At 57.5% G+C, this 19,042-nt stretch carries 17 protein-coding genes and 2 pseudogenes; 12 read left to right on the forward strand and 7 right to left on the reverse strand.

What is annotated here, in order from left to right:
* Positions 1–636: 636 nt before the first annotated feature.
* The gene (locus ACQZ5K_RS23055) at positions 637–783 is read right to left on the reverse strand and encodes a hypothetical protein (protein WP_448741533.1); all 147 of its coding nucleotides are present in this window, start codon (positions 781–783) and stop codon (positions 637–639) included.
* A 281-nt stretch (positions 784–1,064) separates the two neighbouring features.
* Between ACQZ5K_RS23055 and ACQZ5K_RS23060 the strand changes: the two genes are divergently transcribed.
* The 4 genes from ACQZ5K_RS23060 to ACQZ5K_RS23075 all read left to right on the forward strand — a co-directional run bounded on the left by ACQZ5K_RS23060 (position 1,065) and on the right by ACQZ5K_RS23075 (position 2,360).
* Positions 1,065–1,310 carry a type II toxin-antitoxin system VapB family antitoxin gene (locus ACQZ5K_RS23060; RefSeq protein ID WP_448741534.1) on the forward strand — a complete coding sequence of 82 codons (246 nt, stop codon included), beginning with the start codon at positions 1,065–1,067 and terminating at the stop codon, positions 1,308–1,310.
* Positions 1,311–1,658, forward strand: coding sequence for a type II toxin-antitoxin system VapC family toxin (locus ACQZ5K_RS23065; protein WP_448741535.1), 348 nt, complete (start codon positions 1,311–1,313; stop codon positions 1,656–1,658).
* 15 nt (positions 1,659–1,673) lie between these two features.
* Positions 1,674–2,000 (forward strand): hypothetical protein, encoded by a 327-nt coding sequence (locus tag ACQZ5K_RS23070; RefSeq protein WP_448741536.1) that lies wholly within the window; start codon positions 1,674–1,676, stop codon positions 1,998–2,000.
* 66 nt (positions 2,001–2,066) lie between these two features.
* A complete protein-coding gene (locus ACQZ5K_RS23075; protein ID WP_448741537.1) occupies positions 2,067–2,360 on the forward strand; it encodes a hypothetical protein in 294 nt (97 codons plus the stop codon).
* A gap of 60 nt (positions 2,361–2,420) precedes the next feature.
* Here ACQZ5K_RS23075 and ACQZ5K_RS23080 read toward each other — a convergent pair whose 3' ends face one another.
* Positions 2,421–2,924 (reverse strand): GNAT family N-acetyltransferase, encoded by a 504-nt coding sequence (locus tag ACQZ5K_RS23080; protein ID WP_448741538.1) that lies wholly within the window; start codon positions 2,922–2,924, stop codon positions 2,421–2,423.
* 230 nt (positions 2,925–3,154) lie between these two features.
* Here ACQZ5K_RS23080 and ACQZ5K_RS23085 point away from each other — a divergent pair, with 230 nt between their 5' ends.
* Positions 3,155–4,414, forward strand: a complete 1,260-nt coding sequence (locus ACQZ5K_RS23085) for an MFS transporter (RefSeq protein WP_448741539.1) — start codon at positions 3,155–3,157, stop codon at positions 4,412–4,414.
* Positions 4,415–4,609: 195 nt separating this feature from the next.
* On the forward strand, positions 4,610–5,083 hold the full coding sequence (locus tag ACQZ5K_RS23090; protein ID WP_448741540.1) for a hypothetical protein: 474 nt from the start codon (positions 4,610–4,612) through the stop codon (positions 5,081–5,083).
* Between the two features lie 366 nt (positions 5,084–5,449).
* Here ACQZ5K_RS23090 and ACQZ5K_RS23095 read toward each other — a convergent pair whose 3' ends face one another.
* The 4 genes from ACQZ5K_RS23095 to ACQZ5K_RS23110 are packed head-to-tail and all read right to left on the reverse strand — an operon-like array spanning position 5,450 to position 10,051.
* A complete protein-coding gene (locus ACQZ5K_RS23095) occupies positions 5,450–6,577 on the reverse strand; it encodes an NAD(P)/FAD-dependent oxidoreductase (RefSeq protein WP_448741541.1) in 1,128 nt (375 codons plus the stop codon).
* A gap of 44 nt (positions 6,578–6,621) precedes the next feature.
* A complete protein-coding gene (locus ACQZ5K_RS23100; protein ID WP_448741542.1) occupies positions 6,622–7,629 on the reverse strand; it encodes a Gfo/Idh/MocA family protein in 1,008 nt (335 codons plus the stop codon).
* A 19-nt stretch (positions 7,630–7,648) separates the two neighbouring features.
* Positions 7,649–9,157, reverse strand: a complete 1,509-nt coding sequence (locus tag ACQZ5K_RS23105) for an amino acid ABC transporter permease/ATP-binding protein (protein WP_448741543.1) — start codon at positions 9,155–9,157, stop codon at positions 7,649–7,651.
* Between the two features lie 60 nt (positions 9,158–9,217).
* Positions 9,218–10,051 carry an ABC transporter substrate-binding protein gene (locus ACQZ5K_RS23110; RefSeq protein ID WP_448741544.1) on the reverse strand — a complete coding sequence of 278 codons (834 nt, stop codon included), beginning with the start codon at positions 10,049–10,051 and terminating at the stop codon, positions 9,218–9,220.
* A 226-nt stretch (positions 10,052–10,277) separates the two neighbouring features.
* Between ACQZ5K_RS23110 and ACQZ5K_RS23115 the strand changes: the two genes are divergently transcribed.
* From ACQZ5K_RS23115 to ACQZ5K_RS23130, 4 genes and pseudogenes are all read left to right on the forward strand, one after another.
* The gene (locus ACQZ5K_RS23115; protein WP_448741545.1) at positions 10,278–11,342 is read left to right on the forward strand and encodes a LacI family DNA-binding transcriptional regulator; all 1,065 of its coding nucleotides are present in this window, start codon (positions 10,278–10,280) and stop codon (positions 11,340–11,342) included.
* Positions 11,343–11,615: 273 nt separating this feature from the next.
* Positions 11,616–11,905 (forward strand): annotated as a pseudogene (locus ACQZ5K_RS23120) (hypothetical protein).
* Positions 11,906–13,144: 1,239 nt separating this feature from the next.
* Positions 13,145–13,598, forward strand: a pseudogene (locus ACQZ5K_RS23125) (hypothetical protein).
* A gap of 523 nt (positions 13,599–14,121) precedes the next feature.
* A complete protein-coding gene (locus ACQZ5K_RS23130; RefSeq protein ID WP_448741546.1) occupies positions 14,122–14,982 on the forward strand; it encodes a transglutaminase domain-containing protein in 861 nt (286 codons plus the stop codon).
* 75 nt (positions 14,983–15,057) lie between these two features.
* On the opposite strand, the gene ACQZ5K_RS23135 is transcribed toward ACQZ5K_RS23130, so the two are convergent.
* A complete protein-coding gene (locus ACQZ5K_RS23135) occupies positions 15,058–15,975 on the reverse strand; it encodes a recombinase family protein (RefSeq protein ID WP_448741547.1) in 918 nt (305 codons plus the stop codon).
* Positions 15,976–16,489: 514 nt separating this feature from the next.
* Between ACQZ5K_RS23135 and ACQZ5K_RS23140 the strand changes: the two genes are divergently transcribed.
* Positions 16,490–17,626: an RHE_PE00001 family protein gene (locus ACQZ5K_RS23140; RefSeq protein WP_448741548.1), complete on the forward strand. Its 1,137-nt coding sequence runs from the start codon at positions 16,490–16,492 to the stop codon at positions 17,624–17,626.
* 182 nt (positions 17,627–17,808) lie between these two features.
* Positions 17,809–18,774, forward strand: coding sequence for a Shedu anti-phage system protein SduA domain-containing protein (locus ACQZ5K_RS23145; protein ID WP_448741549.1), 966 nt, complete (start codon positions 17,809–17,811; stop codon positions 18,772–18,774).
* Positions 18,775–19,042: the final 268 nt, after the last annotated feature.

The following is a 19,042-nucleotide window of genomic DNA, read 5'->3' on the forward strand; positions in this document are numbered from 1 at the left end:
GGACGTGATGTTGATCGGACTCATACTATTCGTTTGCTGAAGGCCGCGCCTTCTCCATGCGTCGAGATTTCGTTCGGTTCAATCTCAGTCGCGCTATCGCACCCGGATCTTCAGATCCTCGCCAATTCGTCTCCGGGTCAGTCACGGAGGGAAGCTGAGCGGCTTGGAAAAATTCGCGGCAAGCGCGCGGCAGAACTGCTTGAGGCGCTCAAACCGAATACGCGTCTAAGCGATTGCGTCGGAAGAGCCGATGGAACCGCCGGAGTTGAATGGATACACTTGGTGCTCGAACTGATAGAGAACGGGAGAGCGGCAGTATTTGCCGATAACGAAACAATTCGAATCGTCCAAATACGCTATTTGGGGATGCGCTGTGGGGAACACTGTGGCCGTGGCGATATCTTCGTATCCATCCCCGATGCCCCGCGCCCGTTTCTGGTGTTGAACTGGTGGGCTTCGTGAGCCCTTTACCGGTTTTCATGCCAGCCTGCGCCGGGGAATCGCAAGCTTGGGCTCGAAGTCGGTGCGTCGCCCAAAATTATGAACCGCTCCTGTTTTCTACAAAGCAAGTTCGGACGCCGGCCGGGTCCTCGGGATTTCGCATAGATTTATCCATCCGATGCATAACGGATATGTTCAGGGGCTTTTCATGGGAAAAGAAACCAGAACGGTCTTTACCGCCAGCTCATCATTGTAATCCGCCTTGACCTGTCGGCCGTCCTTCATCCAGATATCCCAATAGACATCGCCATCCTCCTTCGTCGGTTTCCTGAGGCTCGTCAAAGGCCGCGAGTGCTTCGTCCCGTTTTCCGACCGGGCGGGAGAAAAACGGGATGGATCCCAAGTATGGAGACACCATCGCCGCCCCAGTGGGGTAGTAGAAGATGCCACTCAATGCATAAGGACCGGATCCAGGCGGGTCTCGATAGTTGCGAGAGAATAACTCCCCTCTTGTTCGCGGCAGATAAGCGCGGGCAGCTGAGCTTCTTTTGAGCTTGCAACGCGTATATTCCATATAGAATATACGAATATCCAAGTGTGCATATACGCGAAAGGATTTGAACATGTCCCTTCATATCCGCGATAGTGCCGTCGATGAACTTGCAAGAAAAGTTCAGATGGCGACGAAAGCACCGAATAAAACCGAAGCGGTTAGACGCGCTCTCGAAAACGAGCTTGCCCGGGCCGAAAATGCGACCCCTTTGAGCCAGCGCATCAAGAAGCTGCAGGACGAGGTTCGAACTGTGCTCGGTCCGACCCCCCAGCTCTTTGACATGAAAAGATTCGCAGACGGGCTTTGGGAAGAATAAATGTATATCGATGCATCCGCAATCGTTGCGATCCTGACCAATGAGAGCTACGCCGCTTCCCTGATTGCCAAACTGGAGGGAGCCAAAAAACCGATCTTTCACTCGTCGATGACAGTTTTCGAAGCGGTTCTGAGCTTGTCCCGCCAGATGGCGAATGCAAAGGTCGGACAGCAGGCGCCAATCCCCCCGGAATTTATCGATGCCGCGAGAAACTACGGAAAGTTTTTGGCTCGTCCCGCATGCCTGAACATGGGCGATTGCTTCGTTTATGCGTGTGCAAAAGAGTATCGCTCGCCCCTTCTGTTCAAGGGCGACGATTTCACAAAAACCGATATCGAAACGGTCTGAGTGTTGGAGGTGAGGATGTCCGATATTTTTATCCACATGAAAAGCCCCGCCGTCCGCGCTGGCCTCATCGTTCCCGGCGCGGTGATGATGATCATGATCGGTGTTTCGGTATTGCCAATCTGGAGCGGAACTACTGCCGTCCTCATCACCACTCTTGCTCTGACGGCTGGTCTTTTGGGCGGTCTCTTTCACATTCTCGATATCATGCCTCCGGCCCTCGCCGGCGAGGAGATCGAGTGGAGAGAAAAGCATCCGGAGGAGTATGGAGAGGATGGTTGGGAGGTGGTGCCCTTTTTGCCTAACATACTGGTTCGGATCCGGGTCGCTGAAAACGTCTATTAATTGTCGCCAGTCGCGCCGATTCTGGTCGACACGTCGAGACGGATCGCAAAACACAAGGTTGAGAAAATGAAAGCGAGTATACCGACAAAAGCCATAACGTGTGTAGCTCTGGTAAAACCGGGCTCGAAGCTTGCGAAAGAATGGAAACTCCCGAGACCGGCCTACGGTATTTACGAATACGAACCGGCATTTGAACGCCGGGAGTTGCGCTGGGGTGACGGTTCGTGGCAGCTTTTGACGGCGGCTGATCACAAAGACCTGGTTTCGCTGCATGTCATAGATGCTGGGCATGGATGGGCACGTCACAATGCGGACGTTGCATTGGCGCGCTCTTGGTTGGCGACCATCGCCACCAATTAACGTCAGTTTTTGGCGCTTCTGCGCCATGACGGTCGCCGGTCTTTTCCGGTCATTGCCTGCCTAGCAATCGGCCAGCAGCGCCCACCTTTCATGATCCCGCCACGATCCCGATATTCTCAGATACTGAGGTGAGAAACCTTCTTTCCTGAAGCCAACCCGCTTTATCAAGGCCAGTGAAGCAACGTTTTCGGGTTGGATGTTGGCCTCAAGCCTGTGTAGACCCAGATCGTCAAACGCGTGACGGCAAGCACATCGGACGGCTTCGGTCATTACGCCTTTGCGAGACCAACCCACCATGCCGTAAAAGCTCAGGTATGCGCTTCGAAACACGCCCCAGACAATTTCAGTGAGGTTTACGACCCCAACGATCGTATCCCCCTCGGCCTCTCTAGCGACATAGCCGAGATTTGGCCCAGTAAGGGTTCTGCCGTACCAAGCATCAAACCCTTCGTGATCGACGAAAGGTTTAACCCATGGCGAATGATAAGCAGTGCTTTCTCGATTTGCATCGATAAGTGCCTCTGCGTCTGCCTTTACGGCGCGTGAAAGTTTAACATTTGGCATGCCCTCAGCTACCACGTTTCTGTCGCGTCGTAACCTCCCCGTCGGATTTCGGCTTATTGCGGACTACAATAAATGAACAGTTGCCACCGTGGCGAACACGCGCGTAAGGAATTCGCGGAGAATGGGAGTGACCTGCTCGCGGGGAAGGCGATGGCCAACTACGACGTCTCGGCATTCATAAAACCGCCGAATACTTGCATTGCGGTGAGCCCCGGACATCCCGGGCACACTTGATTGAGGTTCAGAAATCCAACTATCTTTCGCAGGTCACGATGGAGCAGCAAAATTCATACCGAGCCCTCACCACAATTCCCGGTCTGACGCCTCTTATTGTCGTAGCTACCCTCTCGCGTCTGGCCGGACGCATGTTCATTCTAACGTTGGTGCTGTTCGTGCTGGCGCGCTTCTCGTCACCGGCGCTGGCCGGCTGGCTGACTTTCGCAGCAATCGTGCCGGGTCTGCTGGTGAGTCCGATCGCAGGCGTTCTGCTTGATCGCGTCGGACCGACGATAGCCGTCAGGATCGACATGATTGCCAGTGCGCTATTCATTGCCGCAATTAGTATCGTGAGCTGGGTCGACTGGACTACGCCACCGGTCCTGTTTTTTCTGGTAGTACCGTTTTCCCTCGCCGGTCCGCTGGGTGCGGCTGGCACTCGTACCCTGTTGCCTCGCCTGGTTCCGTCTCACGCACTCGATCGAGCCAATGCGCTGGATACGGCAGTCTATGCCGTCGTTGATGTCGTCGGACCAGCAATGGCCGGCATCATTGTCGCGTGGCTTGGTCCTGAAAGCGCGATGTCCATGATCGCCCTCTTCTATGCAGGTGCGGCAATATGCATGTGCCTCGTACCGCTCCTTCCAGGTCTCGCGTCAAGGCAAGCGTCGTTCATGCGACAGACTTTGGAAGGCATCCAGATCGTGGCTCGGCAACCGACACTGCGCGGCCTTGCCATCTCCTATTCGATGTATCAGATCACCTGGGGCGTTCTCTATGTCGTCGTTCCGGTTTTTGTCGCCAACCATTACGACACTTCCATTGAAAGCTCGGTGACAGGCTTCCTATGGGCTTTGATGGGCATTGCCGGCGGGATTGGTGCGCTGTTCGCCGGGCACCTGCGAACGACTGGTCGCGAGCATCATATTATGGCTATCGGAATGATCATTACTGCCTTGGCAGCATGGCCCGTGGCAGCTGAGTTCGGGTTTGGCGGGCTGGCGGTCGGCCTTATGCTTGCCGGCGTCATGTCCGGTCCGATCGATGTCGCTCTACTGACGCTTCGCCAGCGTCGAACCGATCCACAACAACTCGGCCGCGTCATGTCGATTTCGATGAGCCTGAATCTGGCCGGCTTCCCTCTCGGCTCAGCCTTGGCCGGCATGGTGATCACGTCATCGCTGTCCACGACATTCGTTCTGGCGGGCATCGCCTCTGCCGTTGCGGCTGTCGCGACGATATCGATCCCCTCCGACACCAAGGCGGTTGCCTGATCAAGCGTTGTTCAGCGGGAATCCAGCGCGATGCCCTCTGTTCGCGCGCTATGAACCTCCGTAGTGCAATCGAGCCTCCGCGCACCCAATGCGTGACTGACGTATATCTGTGCCCCTTTAATGTTCAGGAGCCATTATGGACGAGGTCTTCGCGGCGTCACGTACCAATTCTCATGGCATCGTCGCAACAAAGCATTGGAGTTGTTACATGGCAATCTACAAGGCGCTTTGGCGTTGCTGGGGAAGTCGGAAATTGACCCGGCAAGCGTGGAGTACTTGAAGTCGCTGGGTGCAACGCTCCCGCTCAAGCGGCCGCTATGCGGCGATAAGGAAACGAACGTTGAGGTCCCCGGTCAACGGATTGAACTGGTCTTTACTCTCGTTAGCGAATTGCCGAACGGGACGCGCTTTGCGGAAGGGGAGTTGGTTCTGCGTACCTTCTTCATCCTTCCGGATGAACCAGGAAGGCCGATCGATGGAACGCCGTTCGATCTCGATATGACCATGACCCGGGAGCAGGCGCGAGCAAAGTTTGGAGAGCCGGAATGGAGCAGCCGTGGTAGTTTGAAAATCGATCGCTGGGCGCTTGGAGACAAGCGGATGCTTCTGTGCTTCACCTCGGACGAACAGCGCATCCGACAAGCGTCGGTGTCGCAATTGTTCGAATGAGCGGGTGCCGTCAACCCAATGTCGCCCGCTCGCAGCCGTTCGCGCAAGTGTCGCGATCTCATAAAGCCGCCGATCCGGCTTTCCCTCTTCGAAGATCAGTTGCCGCTCAGGCAGTAGCAGATGTCCGTCCGGCACGCGGTCGGACAGAACGCCTGGATCGATGAGGCACTGCGACCCCGAGTTCAGTTATTTTGCCAAGTTACTTCTATCCGTTTATATCGGTGACATAACCAATCCCTGTCCGGCCGATAACTGGTAAGTGGCTTGCCCCCTTCCCTGCCGAAACACAATTCTGTAGCGCCTTGCCGCAAAGTATGCCCGCCACGATCGGGCGGGCTTATTTTCCATAGGTTTTCCTGCTGCTGGTTATTTCGAGAAACGCTCCGGTCGGAAAGTCGCGAGCATGGGATGTTCAGTTCCAGTGACAATTTCGAAAGCAAGCAACTCGCCCACGATCAGGCCAAGCGTTGCACCGCTGTGGCTGAACGCGACATAATAACCGGGGATGGCCCCGATGGCTCCAATTACTGGCTCGCCGTCTCCTGGAATCGGTTTTCCACCGACGCCGATCGAAGCGACTTCGAGTCGCGGATTGCCCTCCATAACCTTGGCTGCCTCGTCCAGAAGACCGGCAACAATGTTGTCATCGATCTCACAAGTGCCGTCGGCGCGCACTGTCACGCCCTCCTCTGCTGCCCAGTCGGCATCCAGCGAAAAAGTACCGCCCGGCGCTGGTCGGATAGCGACACGTGGCGTGTTGAGGACAGCACGCAGAGGATGGTCAAGCGGCTTGGTCTGCACGAGAAGAGCGATTGGTGTTCCGTCACCGATGGTTTGTCCGCTTTCTGCAACCATCTTCGGGACGGCCGGGCCTGTCGCGAGCACAACGACGTCCCCCGAATGGCTTCGCCCCTTTTTGGTCTCCGCACCAACGGCGTGACCATTCTCGAGCACGACCCGCGCGGGGCCTTCATCCGTCACCAGAACGCCGCCGCGCGCGAAAAACTCCTCAAGAAGCACACCGATCAAGGTGGGCAGATCGACCCACCCTTCGCCGGGATTGAATATTGCACCTTGTCGAGTGATAGCACCTGGATCGAGACCGGGCACGACCCTGGCGACTTCGGTTGCGGAAAGCTGCTGCGCGTCATAGCCGAGCGAAACCTCGTGGCGATAGGCTGCGTCGATCTCGTTGTGCTCGTCATCCGCATCCCAGGTCAGGCCGCCATCGAAGCGCAGCCATTTCGCGTCAGGGTTCTGTGCCGCGAGCGTGCGATATCGGTCGATGCCGGCCATACGCAGCCGATGATAGGGTTCAGAGCGCATGCGCGCCGAGTTCAGCCAGGAGAGCGAGCGGCCGGAGGCACCGTTGGCGGGCGGGCCGTCATTGAGGATCGTGACCTGGATGCCGCGCCGCGCAAGCTGCACGCCGGTGGAAACGCCGAAGATACCGGCACCGATGATGACGGCCGAAGAGATGGTGTTGTCGGTCATGGGGTTGGCTTTCAATCAATTGTCATACGGATTGGGCGAAGCGATCAGGGCTCTTCCCAATGGCCGCTGGTGGTGGAGCGGAAAAGTGCATCGATCGCCTTCATGTTCGCGATCGCATCGCCAAGCCCCGTATCGAGTGGCTTGGCGGAGAGAACGGCTTCGGCAAATGCATCGACCTGTTCGCGATACTGGTCGACCGGCCTGATCGTAATTTCCTCACGTCCGCCGCCGGCCAGATCGCGGCCATCGTCGAAGATAAGGACGGTCGGCTCATCGGCCGGTGCATTGAAGGGAATGGGGATTTCCAGACGCCCGCGCGTTCCAAGCACCGTAACCTTCTGCGTGAGGGACAACTGCGTGGAGCAGGTGAAAGCAAGCTGTCTTCCATCTGGAAACGCCAGCAGCCCGCTCGTCAGCCGGTCCGTACCGAAGACGGGATCGCGCTCCATGAGCGCGATCGCCCGTACCGGTTCCGCGTCGAACAGGAACCGGGCCGTGTTGATGGCGTAACAACCGACGTCGAACAGACCGCCGCCGCCCGTTTCAGCCTGGTTGCGCACATTCCCGGGGTCATCGAGAAAATAGGAAAAGATCGTCTGGATGGCCCTGACCTCGCCGAGGCGCTCCTTGGCGATCATCGCGCGCGCCTGCTTCCATTGCGGATGGTGGCGCACCATGAAGGCTTCTGCGACCGGCAGGCCTGTCGCATTTTGTGCGGCCGCGAGTTCCATCGCCTGCGCGGCATCAAGCGCGAGCGGCTTCTCGCAGAGCACGGGTTTGCCCTGCTCCAGCGCCTTGATCGTCAGGGGAACATGCAGGTGATTGGGCAAAGGGTTGTAGATTGCATCTATTTCAGGATCGGCAAGCAGACCCTCGTAGCTGCCATAGGACTTGGCGATGCCGAAGCGGGCCGCCATCTCCTTCGCCTTGCCCGCATCGCGCGAGGCGATTGCCGCAACACGCCCCAGGCGGCTGGACTGGATGGCGGGAATGACCGCCTTGGCAGCGATGCCCGCGCAACCGAGCACGCCCCATCGTATCGTTTGGGTCATCTTTTTCTCCTCCCGACGCTCAGAGCACTTCTGCGAGGAAGCGCTGAAGACGCGGGCTTTGCGGATTGTCGAATATAGCCTCCGGCGTGCCGGCCTCCACCACGCGCCCCTCGTCCATGAAGACGACCTGATCGGCGACCCGGCGAGCAAAACCCATTTCATGCGTGACGACGACCATGGTCATGCCGCGCGTGCCGAGTTCGGCCATGAGTTTGAGCACGCCCTTTACCAGTTCCGGATCGAGCGCACTCGTCACCTCATCGAAAAGGATGACTTCCGGTTCCATGGCAAGCGCACGGGCAATGGCGACGCGCTGCTGCTGCCCGCCGGAAAGACCGCCCGGACGGTGATGCTGGCGGCTCGCAAGACCAACATCGGCAAGCCTTGCCTTGGCAATGCGCTCGGCCTCGGCTGCCGGCAGGCCCTTGATCTTCGTCAGCGACAGCATGACGTTTTCCAGCGCCGTGTGATCCGGAAAGAGGTTAAAATGCTGGAAGACCATGCCGACCCGGCGGCGCAGCGTTTCCGGCTTCATGGCGAGAATGCTCTCACCATCGATGAGAATATCGCCACTCTTCGGCTCGACCAGACGGTTTAGCCCGCGCAAGAGGGTCGATTTGCCGGAACCGGACGGTCCAATGATGCAGGTGACGCTTCCCGGCTTCACCGAGAGGTCGACACCCTTCAGCACGTCCAGATCGCCGTAGGCCATGCCCAGACGGCGCACATCGAGGCTGCCACCCTTGAAGGAGACACCGGTTGCGCGGGCTGCGCTATCGAGTTCACTAACCTCCTCCAGCCCGCTGGTGATGGTCGAGGGGTGCTGCTTGCCAATCCGCAGGCGATTGTCGATCGCATTGACGACATGGGTGAGCGGTACGGTGACGATGAGATAAAATACGCCTGCCAGCAGCAACGGTGAAAGATTGCCCGTCACCACCGCCTGGTCCTGCCCTACGCGAAAGATCTCCCGCTCGGAGGCCAGGAGCCCAAGGAAATAGACAAGGCTTGAATCCTTGACATTGCCGATGAACTGGTTGACGAGGGCCGGCAGCACGCGACGCACGCCCTGCGGCACGACGATGAGGCGCATGCCCTGGCCGTAGCTCATCGATAGTGCCCGGCAGGCCTCCATCTGGCCACGGTCGACGCTCTGGATACCGGATCGGAAAATTTCGCCGATATAGGCGCCGGCAATCAGGCTGAGCGCCAGAATGCCGAGTGGATAAGGCGACGGGCCAAAGAGTTCGCGGCCGATACGGGCAAAGCCCTGCCCGATCAGGAGGATTGTAACGATGGCCGGCAGGCCGCGGAAAATATCGGTATAAAGACGGGCGGGGATGCGCAGCCAGGGCGAGCGGGAAATGCCCATGATGGCGAGCATCATGCCGATGGCGACGCCCAGCACCGTCGAGGTCGCAGCCAGGATCAGCGTATTCTTCAGGCCAACCGTGATCATCGTCGGCAGCACTTCGGCCATGGCATTCCAGTCGAGGAAGCTGCGGCGCAGGTTTTCAAGCCAGTTCATCAGGATATCCCTTGAAAGAAAGGCCGGTTCGACCGGTGAAGGCCGGACCGGAAGGCGGCATCACTGCTTGGGAAGATATGCCTGTGGCATCGGCGTGCCGGGGAACCATTTTTCGTGCAGCTTTTTCCAGGTGCCGTCCTGCATGGCCTCTTTCAGGGCCTTGTTGAGCGCCTCGCGCAATGCATCGTTACCCTTGCGGATGACGAAACCGGCCGGTGCATCGAAGCTCGGAATATTGACCGCGACTTTCAGCGCCGGGTAACGGGCAGAGTAGTCCTTTGCCGCCTCGAAATCGAGGAAATGGGCATCGACCGTGCCGTTGTTGAGGGCGGAAACGGCAGAGTTGTTGTCCGGGAACTTCACGAGGTCGGTGCCGGCAAAATTCTTTTCGGCATAGATTTCCTGAAGCGTACCCTGCACGACGCCGAGACGCTTGCCCTTGAGGCCCGCTGCATCGGTGATGCCGGCCTCCGGAGTAAGGACGCTCAGGAAACCTGCGAGATAACCATCGGAGAAATCAACGGTCTCCTTGCGCTTGGCTGTCGTGCCGATTGCGGCGGCTGCAACATCGAAGCGGCCGTTGGCGACCGAGGGCATCAGAGCCGAGAATTCCTGGCCGGTGAAGACCACCTGTTCCTTCTTGAAGCCGAGGCGTCCGGCGACATTGAGGAAAAGCTCGATGTCGAAGCCGGTGAAGCTTCCGTCAGCGGTGGTGAAGGCATAGGGCTTGGCATCGCCCATCGTGCCGACACTGACGGTGGCGGGATCGATGAGGCCAAGCGGATTGTCGGCAAGCGCCGGCGTCGCCGCGCCTGTGAGGACACCGAGCGTGACCGCGATGGCGGTAGCGCGGATTTTGGAAAAGGGGGAAATGAAAGCTTCGGTAAATCGCATTGGTTTCGTCTCCTCTGGTGTCGTTGTCTGCGATGTATTCAAGGCGCACGGGTCCCATCCGGACGGCGGCATGATCTCACCCGCCCCGGCCCACGCAGTTCGCATGTCGGAAGTCTTTTCTTTATGAGACCGGTCTCAATGAGAAATGAGACCGGTCTCTTTCTATTTTGACAATTGTTATCTTCGCATTTGCCAGTCGTCAAGTTCTCTTGTAAGCCTATCGTTTATGGACAAAAGCCTATCAAAAACTCCTTCCGTGACCGTGGCTGACGTTGCGCGCAGGGCTGGCGTCTCAAAGGCCACCGCGGCACGTGTGCTCGGCGGATACGGAACCGTTAGCGACCGGGTGCGCGAGGCCGTCACAGCCGCCGCGGCTTTCCTGGATTATCGTCCCAATGAGCTTGCCCGCAGCATGACGACGGGCCGCTCCGGCACAATTGGTGTCGTGGTGGGCGATATCGAAAACCCGTTCTTCAGCCTTGGCGTTCGCGGTATCACGGATGTAGCCCGACAAGCGGGATTTACCGTCATCCTCGTCAATTCAGGTGAAGATGTTTTGGTCGAAAAAGCAGCCATCCGTAACTTGCTTGCCAGGCGTGTAGACGGCCTCATTGTTTCCCCAGCTAAGGAAAATGATGTCGAGCACCTGCACGAGGTTATCCGCTCAGGGCTTCCGCTAGCCCTGCTCGACCGCGGGAGCGATACGCTCGAAGTGGACACTGTCCTTGCAGATGACCGTCATGCTGCAGAGAACGTTACTCGCCGACTGATCGCGCTTGGCCACCGGCGCATTGCCTACCTCACCGCCTGCGACACGCCGGATCATTGCTTTCACACGTCAAAGGACATCAATACCGGCTCGGTCCGGCGTCGTATTGAGGGATATCTCGATGTCTGCCGCAAGGCGGGCGTCCCGGACATGGAGAAATGGGTGAAGGTTGGTGCCGTCACGCCGGAACGTACACACCGGATAGTCACCGAAATGCTCCAATCGCCAAACCGCCCGACCGCGATTATAGCATCAGACAGCATTATTGGTCTTGAGGTATTCAAGGCTCATCGCGATTTGGGAGTAAATATTCCGGGCGAGGTGTCATTGGTGTCGTTCCATGATGCGGACTGGACGTCCGTAACCACGCCTCCGATAACCGTTGTTCGGCAACCCGTGTATGAACTGGGGGCGAGTGCGGCCAAACTTCTTGTGGAGCGGTTGAATGGCGGAGATCACGCGGCCCGTAAAGTCGTCTTGAAAACCGAAGTCGTTGAGCGCGCCTCAATACAGGCCGTTTGATATTCGCTGCCTGGACCGTTTTCTGCTATCCGCGGTGCCCCCTCCCCCTTGAGAACTCATCAAGTTCGTGGCGTCGGGTCGATCCGGGATCGGCAGCTTGGACTGCGTCGTGTTTCGCTTCCTGGGAATTTTAGGGCCGCATTGCAGCCGGAATTGGAAGCGAAGTGCTCCGTGTTGCGAAGTTCAGGAAGTTTGAAAAGACCGCATTTCACGAAGAGGCAATACTTGAGGCAATCGAAAGGGAGAAAGAGAACGGGCCAGTCGTGGCGTCATATGGCAAGCGCCCCAGTGACAATATCCGGGTCCTGATGACGATCCGCCCCTTGGAGCAGGGTCCAGCACGGACGGAGTTTGTATACTGGACCGATGGCGAACGGTTTGGAACAGGCGGCTGGTGAGCTTCGATCTCTTCACCAGGCCGGATAATTGAATACGCGGAACCGGAGTTGAAGTGTTGTATGCCATTACCGGCGGCTACCGCGCTTGCGCCCTCGACTCTTGTTGGAAAAGGGGATGACCACGAGCTTTTTTTGGGTGCCGGGACGTGCCGCATCGCATCGTAATGAATTTGTGGTAGCTCTGCCGTGAATGATCAATCGCGTGAGCCCTCCCCTTCCCTCTTCCGCGGAAACGGCATCGCAAGTGTATCTGCCTCATCCCGAAGTCTTTCGCGCTCGATGGCATGGGGGCATGCACTTCGTCGTTAGAGCATTTTCGAGCGCCACGCTCGAGGCCGGGAATTTGAAAACAATCCCATCTCATCGCCGCTTAAGACGGAATAGTAGATTTTGCAATTCCGGTGTAGACGGACATACCGTGGGGGGGGGGCGCCAAAGGCTTCGACAGGCCACACGGGCGCGGTATCAACGAAAACGCTGTCAATCTTGTGTGTCTCCAGCACGTCAACTGCCTCTTGCGACGTGCAGCTTTGTGTCGAGCTTCGATGACAATATGACCTTTATCGGCCGCACGCATTGTCCTGAATGGGTAATCCAACGTTCGGACATCGAAAGTCAACGGTGATGAAATTTGAGACACGAGCGGTCAACGCTTTGGCCTGGTGGCTCGAGGTCCTCTATGAAGGTCTCAAACGACCATGGAATGTCCTTCATTGTGTGCAAATGCGAAATCTCTCTGGGCGCCTTTGCAGAGAATGGAAGGGTCTGGAGCACGGCGCCAGCCCATCGGGGGAGGTTGACGTTTTGTGCCGACGGTGGAAAGCGGAGTTGATTTCGACTCCGTCAAAGTTGGAGGCGTACCGTTGAAGGCACCCCCAGGAACTGTTCTGCCACCTTCCTGGGTATGACCAGACCGTCGTAGCAATCGGTCCAGATCAACTCCGGAAGAGCTTGGCCTCGGCTCAAAAATCAGTTTCAGCTATGTTCGCCTCAAAACCTTGTCAGCTGACAAGGTTCCACTGCGGTAGTCCGGTCCCTGGACCAGTCGGATTGTCAAAGGACGACGCCGTCACGAATCGGTGGATGCTCCGATCCCGAAAAACCTTGTCAGCTGACAAGGTTTTGTGCTGCGCCGTCTGACGCATCTGATCTACGGCTGCCGCTGTTAATGGTGCGCCGCCCGGCCAGTCATCACTTCATTTTCTGTTTCGCAGCCATCCTCGGCAGCCAACCGTTCTCGAATGTAACGATGACGCCGAGCAGGCAGCGTATTCCTCTCTCATGAGGATGATCATCGACAACATCCCGGCTGCATGCCAGCGCCTGAGCTTTGGACGCCACCGGAACACTTCGGCAAGTTCGATTATTTGAAGGGCAAGTGAAGTCATGAAGGGAGAAGATGTCATGTCCAACGCGAAATCAATGGGCGGTGAGCGTGTTGAAAACACCGGCACGACCGACAACCGCTTTGGCTATTCGGTTGAAAGCCAAACCCAGTTTGACTGATGCAACCGAGATAGCGCGCGGAACAGATACCGGCGAAAGTCTCAACATTTATCGTCTTGAACCGATCGCTGCACCGGACGACCCACGCTGGCAGAATGCCCCCGCTCATGGAACCGTGGTTGCCGCCGCGCGGACGGCGGGCGACGCAAGAGTTGTCGCCGCAGGTGCCGAACTGGATTTTCTGGAAGTCGACGCGCTTCCTGCGGAAGATGTTTCGACTTTGAATGCGAGTGCCTTCAGAGATGAGAAACTCTATACGGTGATTGAGGTGGGCCGTGGTCTGCAAGGTTTGGTGAGGGGAGTGGTGGACGGCGAAGTCTGTGTCGATACCATCAAATCGACGCAGGTCTGAGCGCATCCCGACGCCGAGGGCGGGAAGTGCCCCGCTTCCACCTCTTTCATTAGCGCCTTCAGGCTATGATCCAGCAGCTTTCAGTGACCGCTGCTCGGCCCCGCCGCGTTGAGCCATCGCGCTCTTGTCTTAGCTGGATGACTGCTCCACCGAGGGGTTGGTTATTGGCTTGGGGCGGGGGGCACTCTGTCTGGCTGCCACAGGTAGGGATAGGGCAGGGCGTTTCGCTCAGGGACGTCGAAAGGATTGCCATATTGGCAACCGTTTTCGTCATAGAGATCACCATGCGCAAACGTCGTGCCCTGAGGCGCGGTGCGTCGACCCTCAGCCATCGGCCGGGTCTGGTGACCGGCGGCCTTCCTCCTGGTCATCCTTGCATATGGCTCAAGAAAACTTTTCAAGAAATGTCGGTCTGAGGCCCGATCCGGGCCATTTCCTTGGTTGCGGCAGCCACGCGGTTGACAATTTTTGAAAATTTGCCCTTCTTGTCGTGTCTCCACCCGTCGAGCGGAGAGAGACGACAATGTTCAAACACTTCTATGCCTCCCATAGTATTTACTCGCATCCCGGTCCGTATCATGAGGCCTTGACCCTGGGGGGCCAGACGCCGAAATCTATTGCCCGGTGGATCAACTCGTTCATGCAACATCCTCGTGGTGCCGATTCGCAGAAGCGAGGCTTTGTGGTGAAACAGGTCGTTGATCTGGAGCTGCGATGCGTGACCGAGATTCTGGCTGCCGCAACGGAGCGCAAGTTGTTTGAAGGAGATCCTAAACAAATCAAGATCGGTGGACTTTGCCGGGATTTCGCAATTCTGGCGGCGAGCGCTTTTCGCAATATGGGTATACCGGCACGCCTTCGCGTCGGTTTTGCCGACTACATCGTTCCTGACTTCTGGGAAGATCACTGGCTTTGCGAATGGCATGACGGACAATGCTGGTATCGGTTCGATGTAGAATTTGCGGCGGTTGATGGGTTTTTATTCAACACACTAGACGTGCCGCGCGAACGATTTTTAATGGCATGCGAGGCATGGCTTCGCATCCAGAACGAACCTGGCATCGCCTCGCGATTTGGCGTGTCTAGCCTAGATCTGGCCGGAGAATGGTTCGTCGCAGGAAGCCTGCTTCGAGAAGTCGCGGCCCTGCGAAAGCTGGAACTTAAACCATGGGATTATTGGGGTCTATCAAAGGGCCTTTCGCCCGTTTCAACTGCGTTATCGAGAGAAGCGAGGAAGACGCTGGACCAACTCGCTCGGCGTCTCGGAAGCGCCGATGTCGAAGGGGAGGGCGAGCCAGGAGCTTTAGCAGGCTGGCCTCTGCCAAGGGAGGTTCTCAGCTTCCCTCAAGGCGAGCCTGTGGTTGTCGTTTTGCCGAACCTCTAATCTGTTTATCATGGACCCGATCGTCGCTCGGGCGCGCAAGAAATCGGGCGATCGGAAAGCTGATGCTCCGTGCCCTCAATGACGGATAAGGCCAAACCGATGTGCCTCGTCCAGCAGGTGACGGACAGAGGAAGGCTGCCATTTGCGGCCACCGCGCGCCGGCCGCTCTCCCATCTGATCCAGTTGCGTGGCAATGTCACGCAGCGTCAGACCGGGATCGGCAATGGCAATCGCCGCGACGAGTTTCATCAAATGATCTTCCGGTGCGCGTCTGGGTGAGCGCGCGACAAGCTCGGGGTCAGCCAACTTCTCCCGGACCATCCGATGCACCGCGCGGCGCAGCCGTTCTACCGTCCAGTCATGGCCCCGACGATTGAGCACCCGGACGACATTGTCCCAGCTGTGCTGGGGGCGGAGTTGCCGGACCATGGGCAACCAAGTTTGGGCGGAGGAGATCAGCTCATCGAGATAGAGTTTCTCTCTCGCCTTCGACACTGCTTTGATCGCTTCTGGTCGCCGCTCGCGAAGTCCGGGGTTGCCAGGTAACTTCCCACGCGCCTTTGCTGCCTTGATGCCAGCTTTGGTCCGTTCTGCGATCAGCGCCCGCTCGAGCTGTGCGACCGCTCCAAGAACCTGAAGAGAAAACATCCCCTGTGGCGTGGACGTGTCGATCGGATCTCGGATCGATCTAAAATGGACGCCACGCTCTTCAAGATCCTCGATCACCTGCAACAGATGGCTCACCGAACGAGCCAGGCGATCCAGCCGGACCACGACAAGCACGTCGCCGGCGGAGAGCTCGCCGAGGAGTCTCGTCAGGACCGGCCGGGCTCGTGACGCGCCAGATCCGTGCTCCTGAAAAATTCGCTCGCAGCCGGCGGCACGTAGCTCGTCCATCTGGGCGTCATGAACCTGATCGTCGGTCGAAACGCGTGCATAGCCGATAAGACGTTTGGGGCCTGGCGACGGTTTGGCGTTTTGCCGTTTTGCCATGATTTTCTCGCGTGGTTTCAGAGTGCTTTGTACAGATAAGGAATGCGTGAGAAAATGACCAGTTGCAAGCGTGTTTTATGGCCTAAATGCAGCCCCGCCAGACTCGAAAAACGGCTTCGAACAGGCACTGAGACGTAACTAGCGCGAAACGCGCTCTGGTGGCCATGTGCGGCGGAAATGCCGGAAACTACGGCGTTCGGGGGGAGGGGAGGGGTGAGGAGCGTTGACTGAGGCAGGGATTGCAGAGAAGATCCGTGATCTCTTGAGAGGAGAGGGCCGCGAGACGCCGCTCTTGTATCAACCGCTATTCCGCCGATCCGCGCCGAAATCTGCCTCAAAGGCCGGAAAACCAAGCGTTTCCGCTCGTCCAGGCCGACCGACATCGGTGATCTGCGCCGCGAAATCAACTACCATCGATAAGGGGTACTTATCGATGGTCAGAACGTTAACCCACAGCCATCTTATGTGAGGAACTGTAATATTTATATAGAGTTCCTATAAGAAATCATTTACCATGATTTCAATGACTTACAATCTCGCGAAAATCAGCATGACAACCTTGGTGCGGCCGGCTTTCGACGCAGGCGTCGCGCTGACTCGTCTCGACGAGCGCATCGCCCGTTCGCCTGTAGGAAACGGGTGGATCGAACGCCAAAACTTTGCCGATGCCTGCGCCTCGCTGTGGATTGACGGCGAGCTCGTCCATCTCGAAGACCTCGTCCTCCATGACGCCACCCGCGACATCCGCACACCGACCCACGAACTCACCATCGCACGCGACGTGCTGCGCACCCGTCGGCGTATCTCTGGCCAGTCGCCGGATTGGGCTCTGTCCGCGGAGGGTATCCGAATTTTGCGACAGACGTCGGACATTCTGGCCGGCTCTGAAACGTCAGCCCCATTCGACATCAATCGATCCGCGGACGCCGCCGATCCGAAAGGGGAGGGCGACAATAGTGATTACGCTGGGAACCTCCCCGGGCTCGACTACGCCGCTATCGATGCGTTGCTCGCCCGATCCGAGGCTGCGATAGCAGAGGCAAAGCGGCCCGGCCGCGCTGATAGCTCCGAACGAGATCCTCTCGTCTATGATCTCGATTGGGACGAAGATTCAAGGCTGGACGGATGGCGCGGCGTGCTGCGGCAGGCCGAAAACCTGCCGGCTATGCTGCAGGCCATTGTCGCCCTCGATGCCTGGAACGAGCTTGCCGTGCTTCAGCACGCCTCGTGGCTCGGCCGGCTGTTTTGCGCCTCGATCCTGCGGCAGGCCGGCATCACCACCGGCGGGCATCTCGCCGCCATCAACCTCGGACTGAAAACCATTCCGGTCGATCGGCGCCGGCATCGTGATCGCGAGACGCGGCTGCTGGCCATCGCTCACGGATTTCTGGCGGCGGCCGAGATCGGCATCAAGGAGCATGACCGGCTAACATTGGCGAAAGGGTTGTTCGAGCGAAAACTGGATGGGCGCCGCGCATCTTCGAAACTGCCGGAGTTGGTCGAGCTCGTGATGGCAAAACCGCTGGTGTCGGCCGGAATGGTGGCGAAAACGCTGGAGGTTACGCCGCAAGCGGCGCGGCGGATCGTTTTACAGCTCGGCTTGCGTGAGATGACGGGGAGGGGAAGGTTTCGGGCGTGGGGGACGATTTAGCGAAAGCTCAGCGGGCATTCGTCTAACGGGAAAGCCCGCGGTTTTACATTTGTGTTAAGTTGATAACTGTAGTCGATATCGAGACAGCAATCGGAACGAGTACCCTGAGCCCCAAGTTCAAAAGCCATACTGAGCAGCCCACCAGCGCCCAATTAAGGGAGGCACGTGACGACTTTCGCGAAATGCTGAGGGCAAATTGTCCGGAACCGGTTTGGCAAAAGTTTTTTGCTGCAAACCCATTCGTATTATCCCGAGGCTTGCCCCTGAAGTTGATGCCGTCGCACATTGTGCCCCTCGGACGTCCGGGGAGAAGTGAGCCAGACTTTCTGATCCACCCAGGGGACGACCCGTCTTCGAGCACTCACGGCGTCCTCGAGATCAAGACACCGCAGACCAAGATCTTTACCAGACCAAGGAAAGGTCTAATTGGATTTACGAGAGATGCGGCGACGGCTTACGCGCAAGTGAAAAAATACGACCAGGACTATGATTTGTTCGCGCCGAGACCACGCGCTTTCACTTTTGGGAGCCGATCACACCTTTTCATAGTAATGGGCCAATCCACCGAGTTGCTGGCCTACGAGGCATCACTCCATTCGGATATCAAGGAATTGCTTGGCAACGACGCCAGGCTATTGGCGTTTAACGAACTGTTCGAGGCCTTCTCTCAGTCTGTGCCTCCCGATGTTTTTGTGCTGCACCCTCTTGATATTCCCCCAGCCTCGGACGAGAGGATTATATCCCTAAGGAATCTCGATACGGTGCTGTATCGCGCGATTGTTGTCCCGCCGGCTATGCGGCCAGATCGACAAGGCGATTTGAGATTGATGCTCCGTTCTGGCTTTTCGAGAAGCAGGCCACTCAGGCCGGAATGGCAGCGGGGGATTACTGCAGTCGAAAGCGCAGATGCGTTGCGAGACATGATGCAATCACTCGAGAAACTTCCGATGTTTGGTGGTCGAGAGCGCTTGCACCTCTCCTTTCGCCTGCGAGGTAAGGTTTGGGATGCAAGCGGAAGCGGTCTACCTGGAGAAATAAAAAGTGCATTTTATAGCGGCGCGGATGCCGTGAGGCACTTACTCCCCTCGGGCCCCCAGTTTGAGGTTCTCAATGAACGTTCGATTTCGGAAATCAAGTTGCTCGATTAACTGTTTTCGGTGTTTTGCCCCCGCATTGGCAGTGTTCCCCAGTTGTGTGATCGAGTATCCATGAATGAGCAGCGAGGGGTTTCACCGATGTCGCTTGGCACTTAGTCGTAAGAATGCGCCCGTTCCGGCTGTTAATGGAACTTAGTTTGAGACTATTCGGCACGATTTTCGTGCTGGACGTCTTCCGACCCGGCAATAGCCTACGGCCAAGAAGGACTTGCACGAATCCGAATGGAGCGTGCTGCGGAATTGATGGGTATCCCCAAGA

The organism is Agrobacterium sp. 22-226-1 (genome assembly GCF_053522345.1).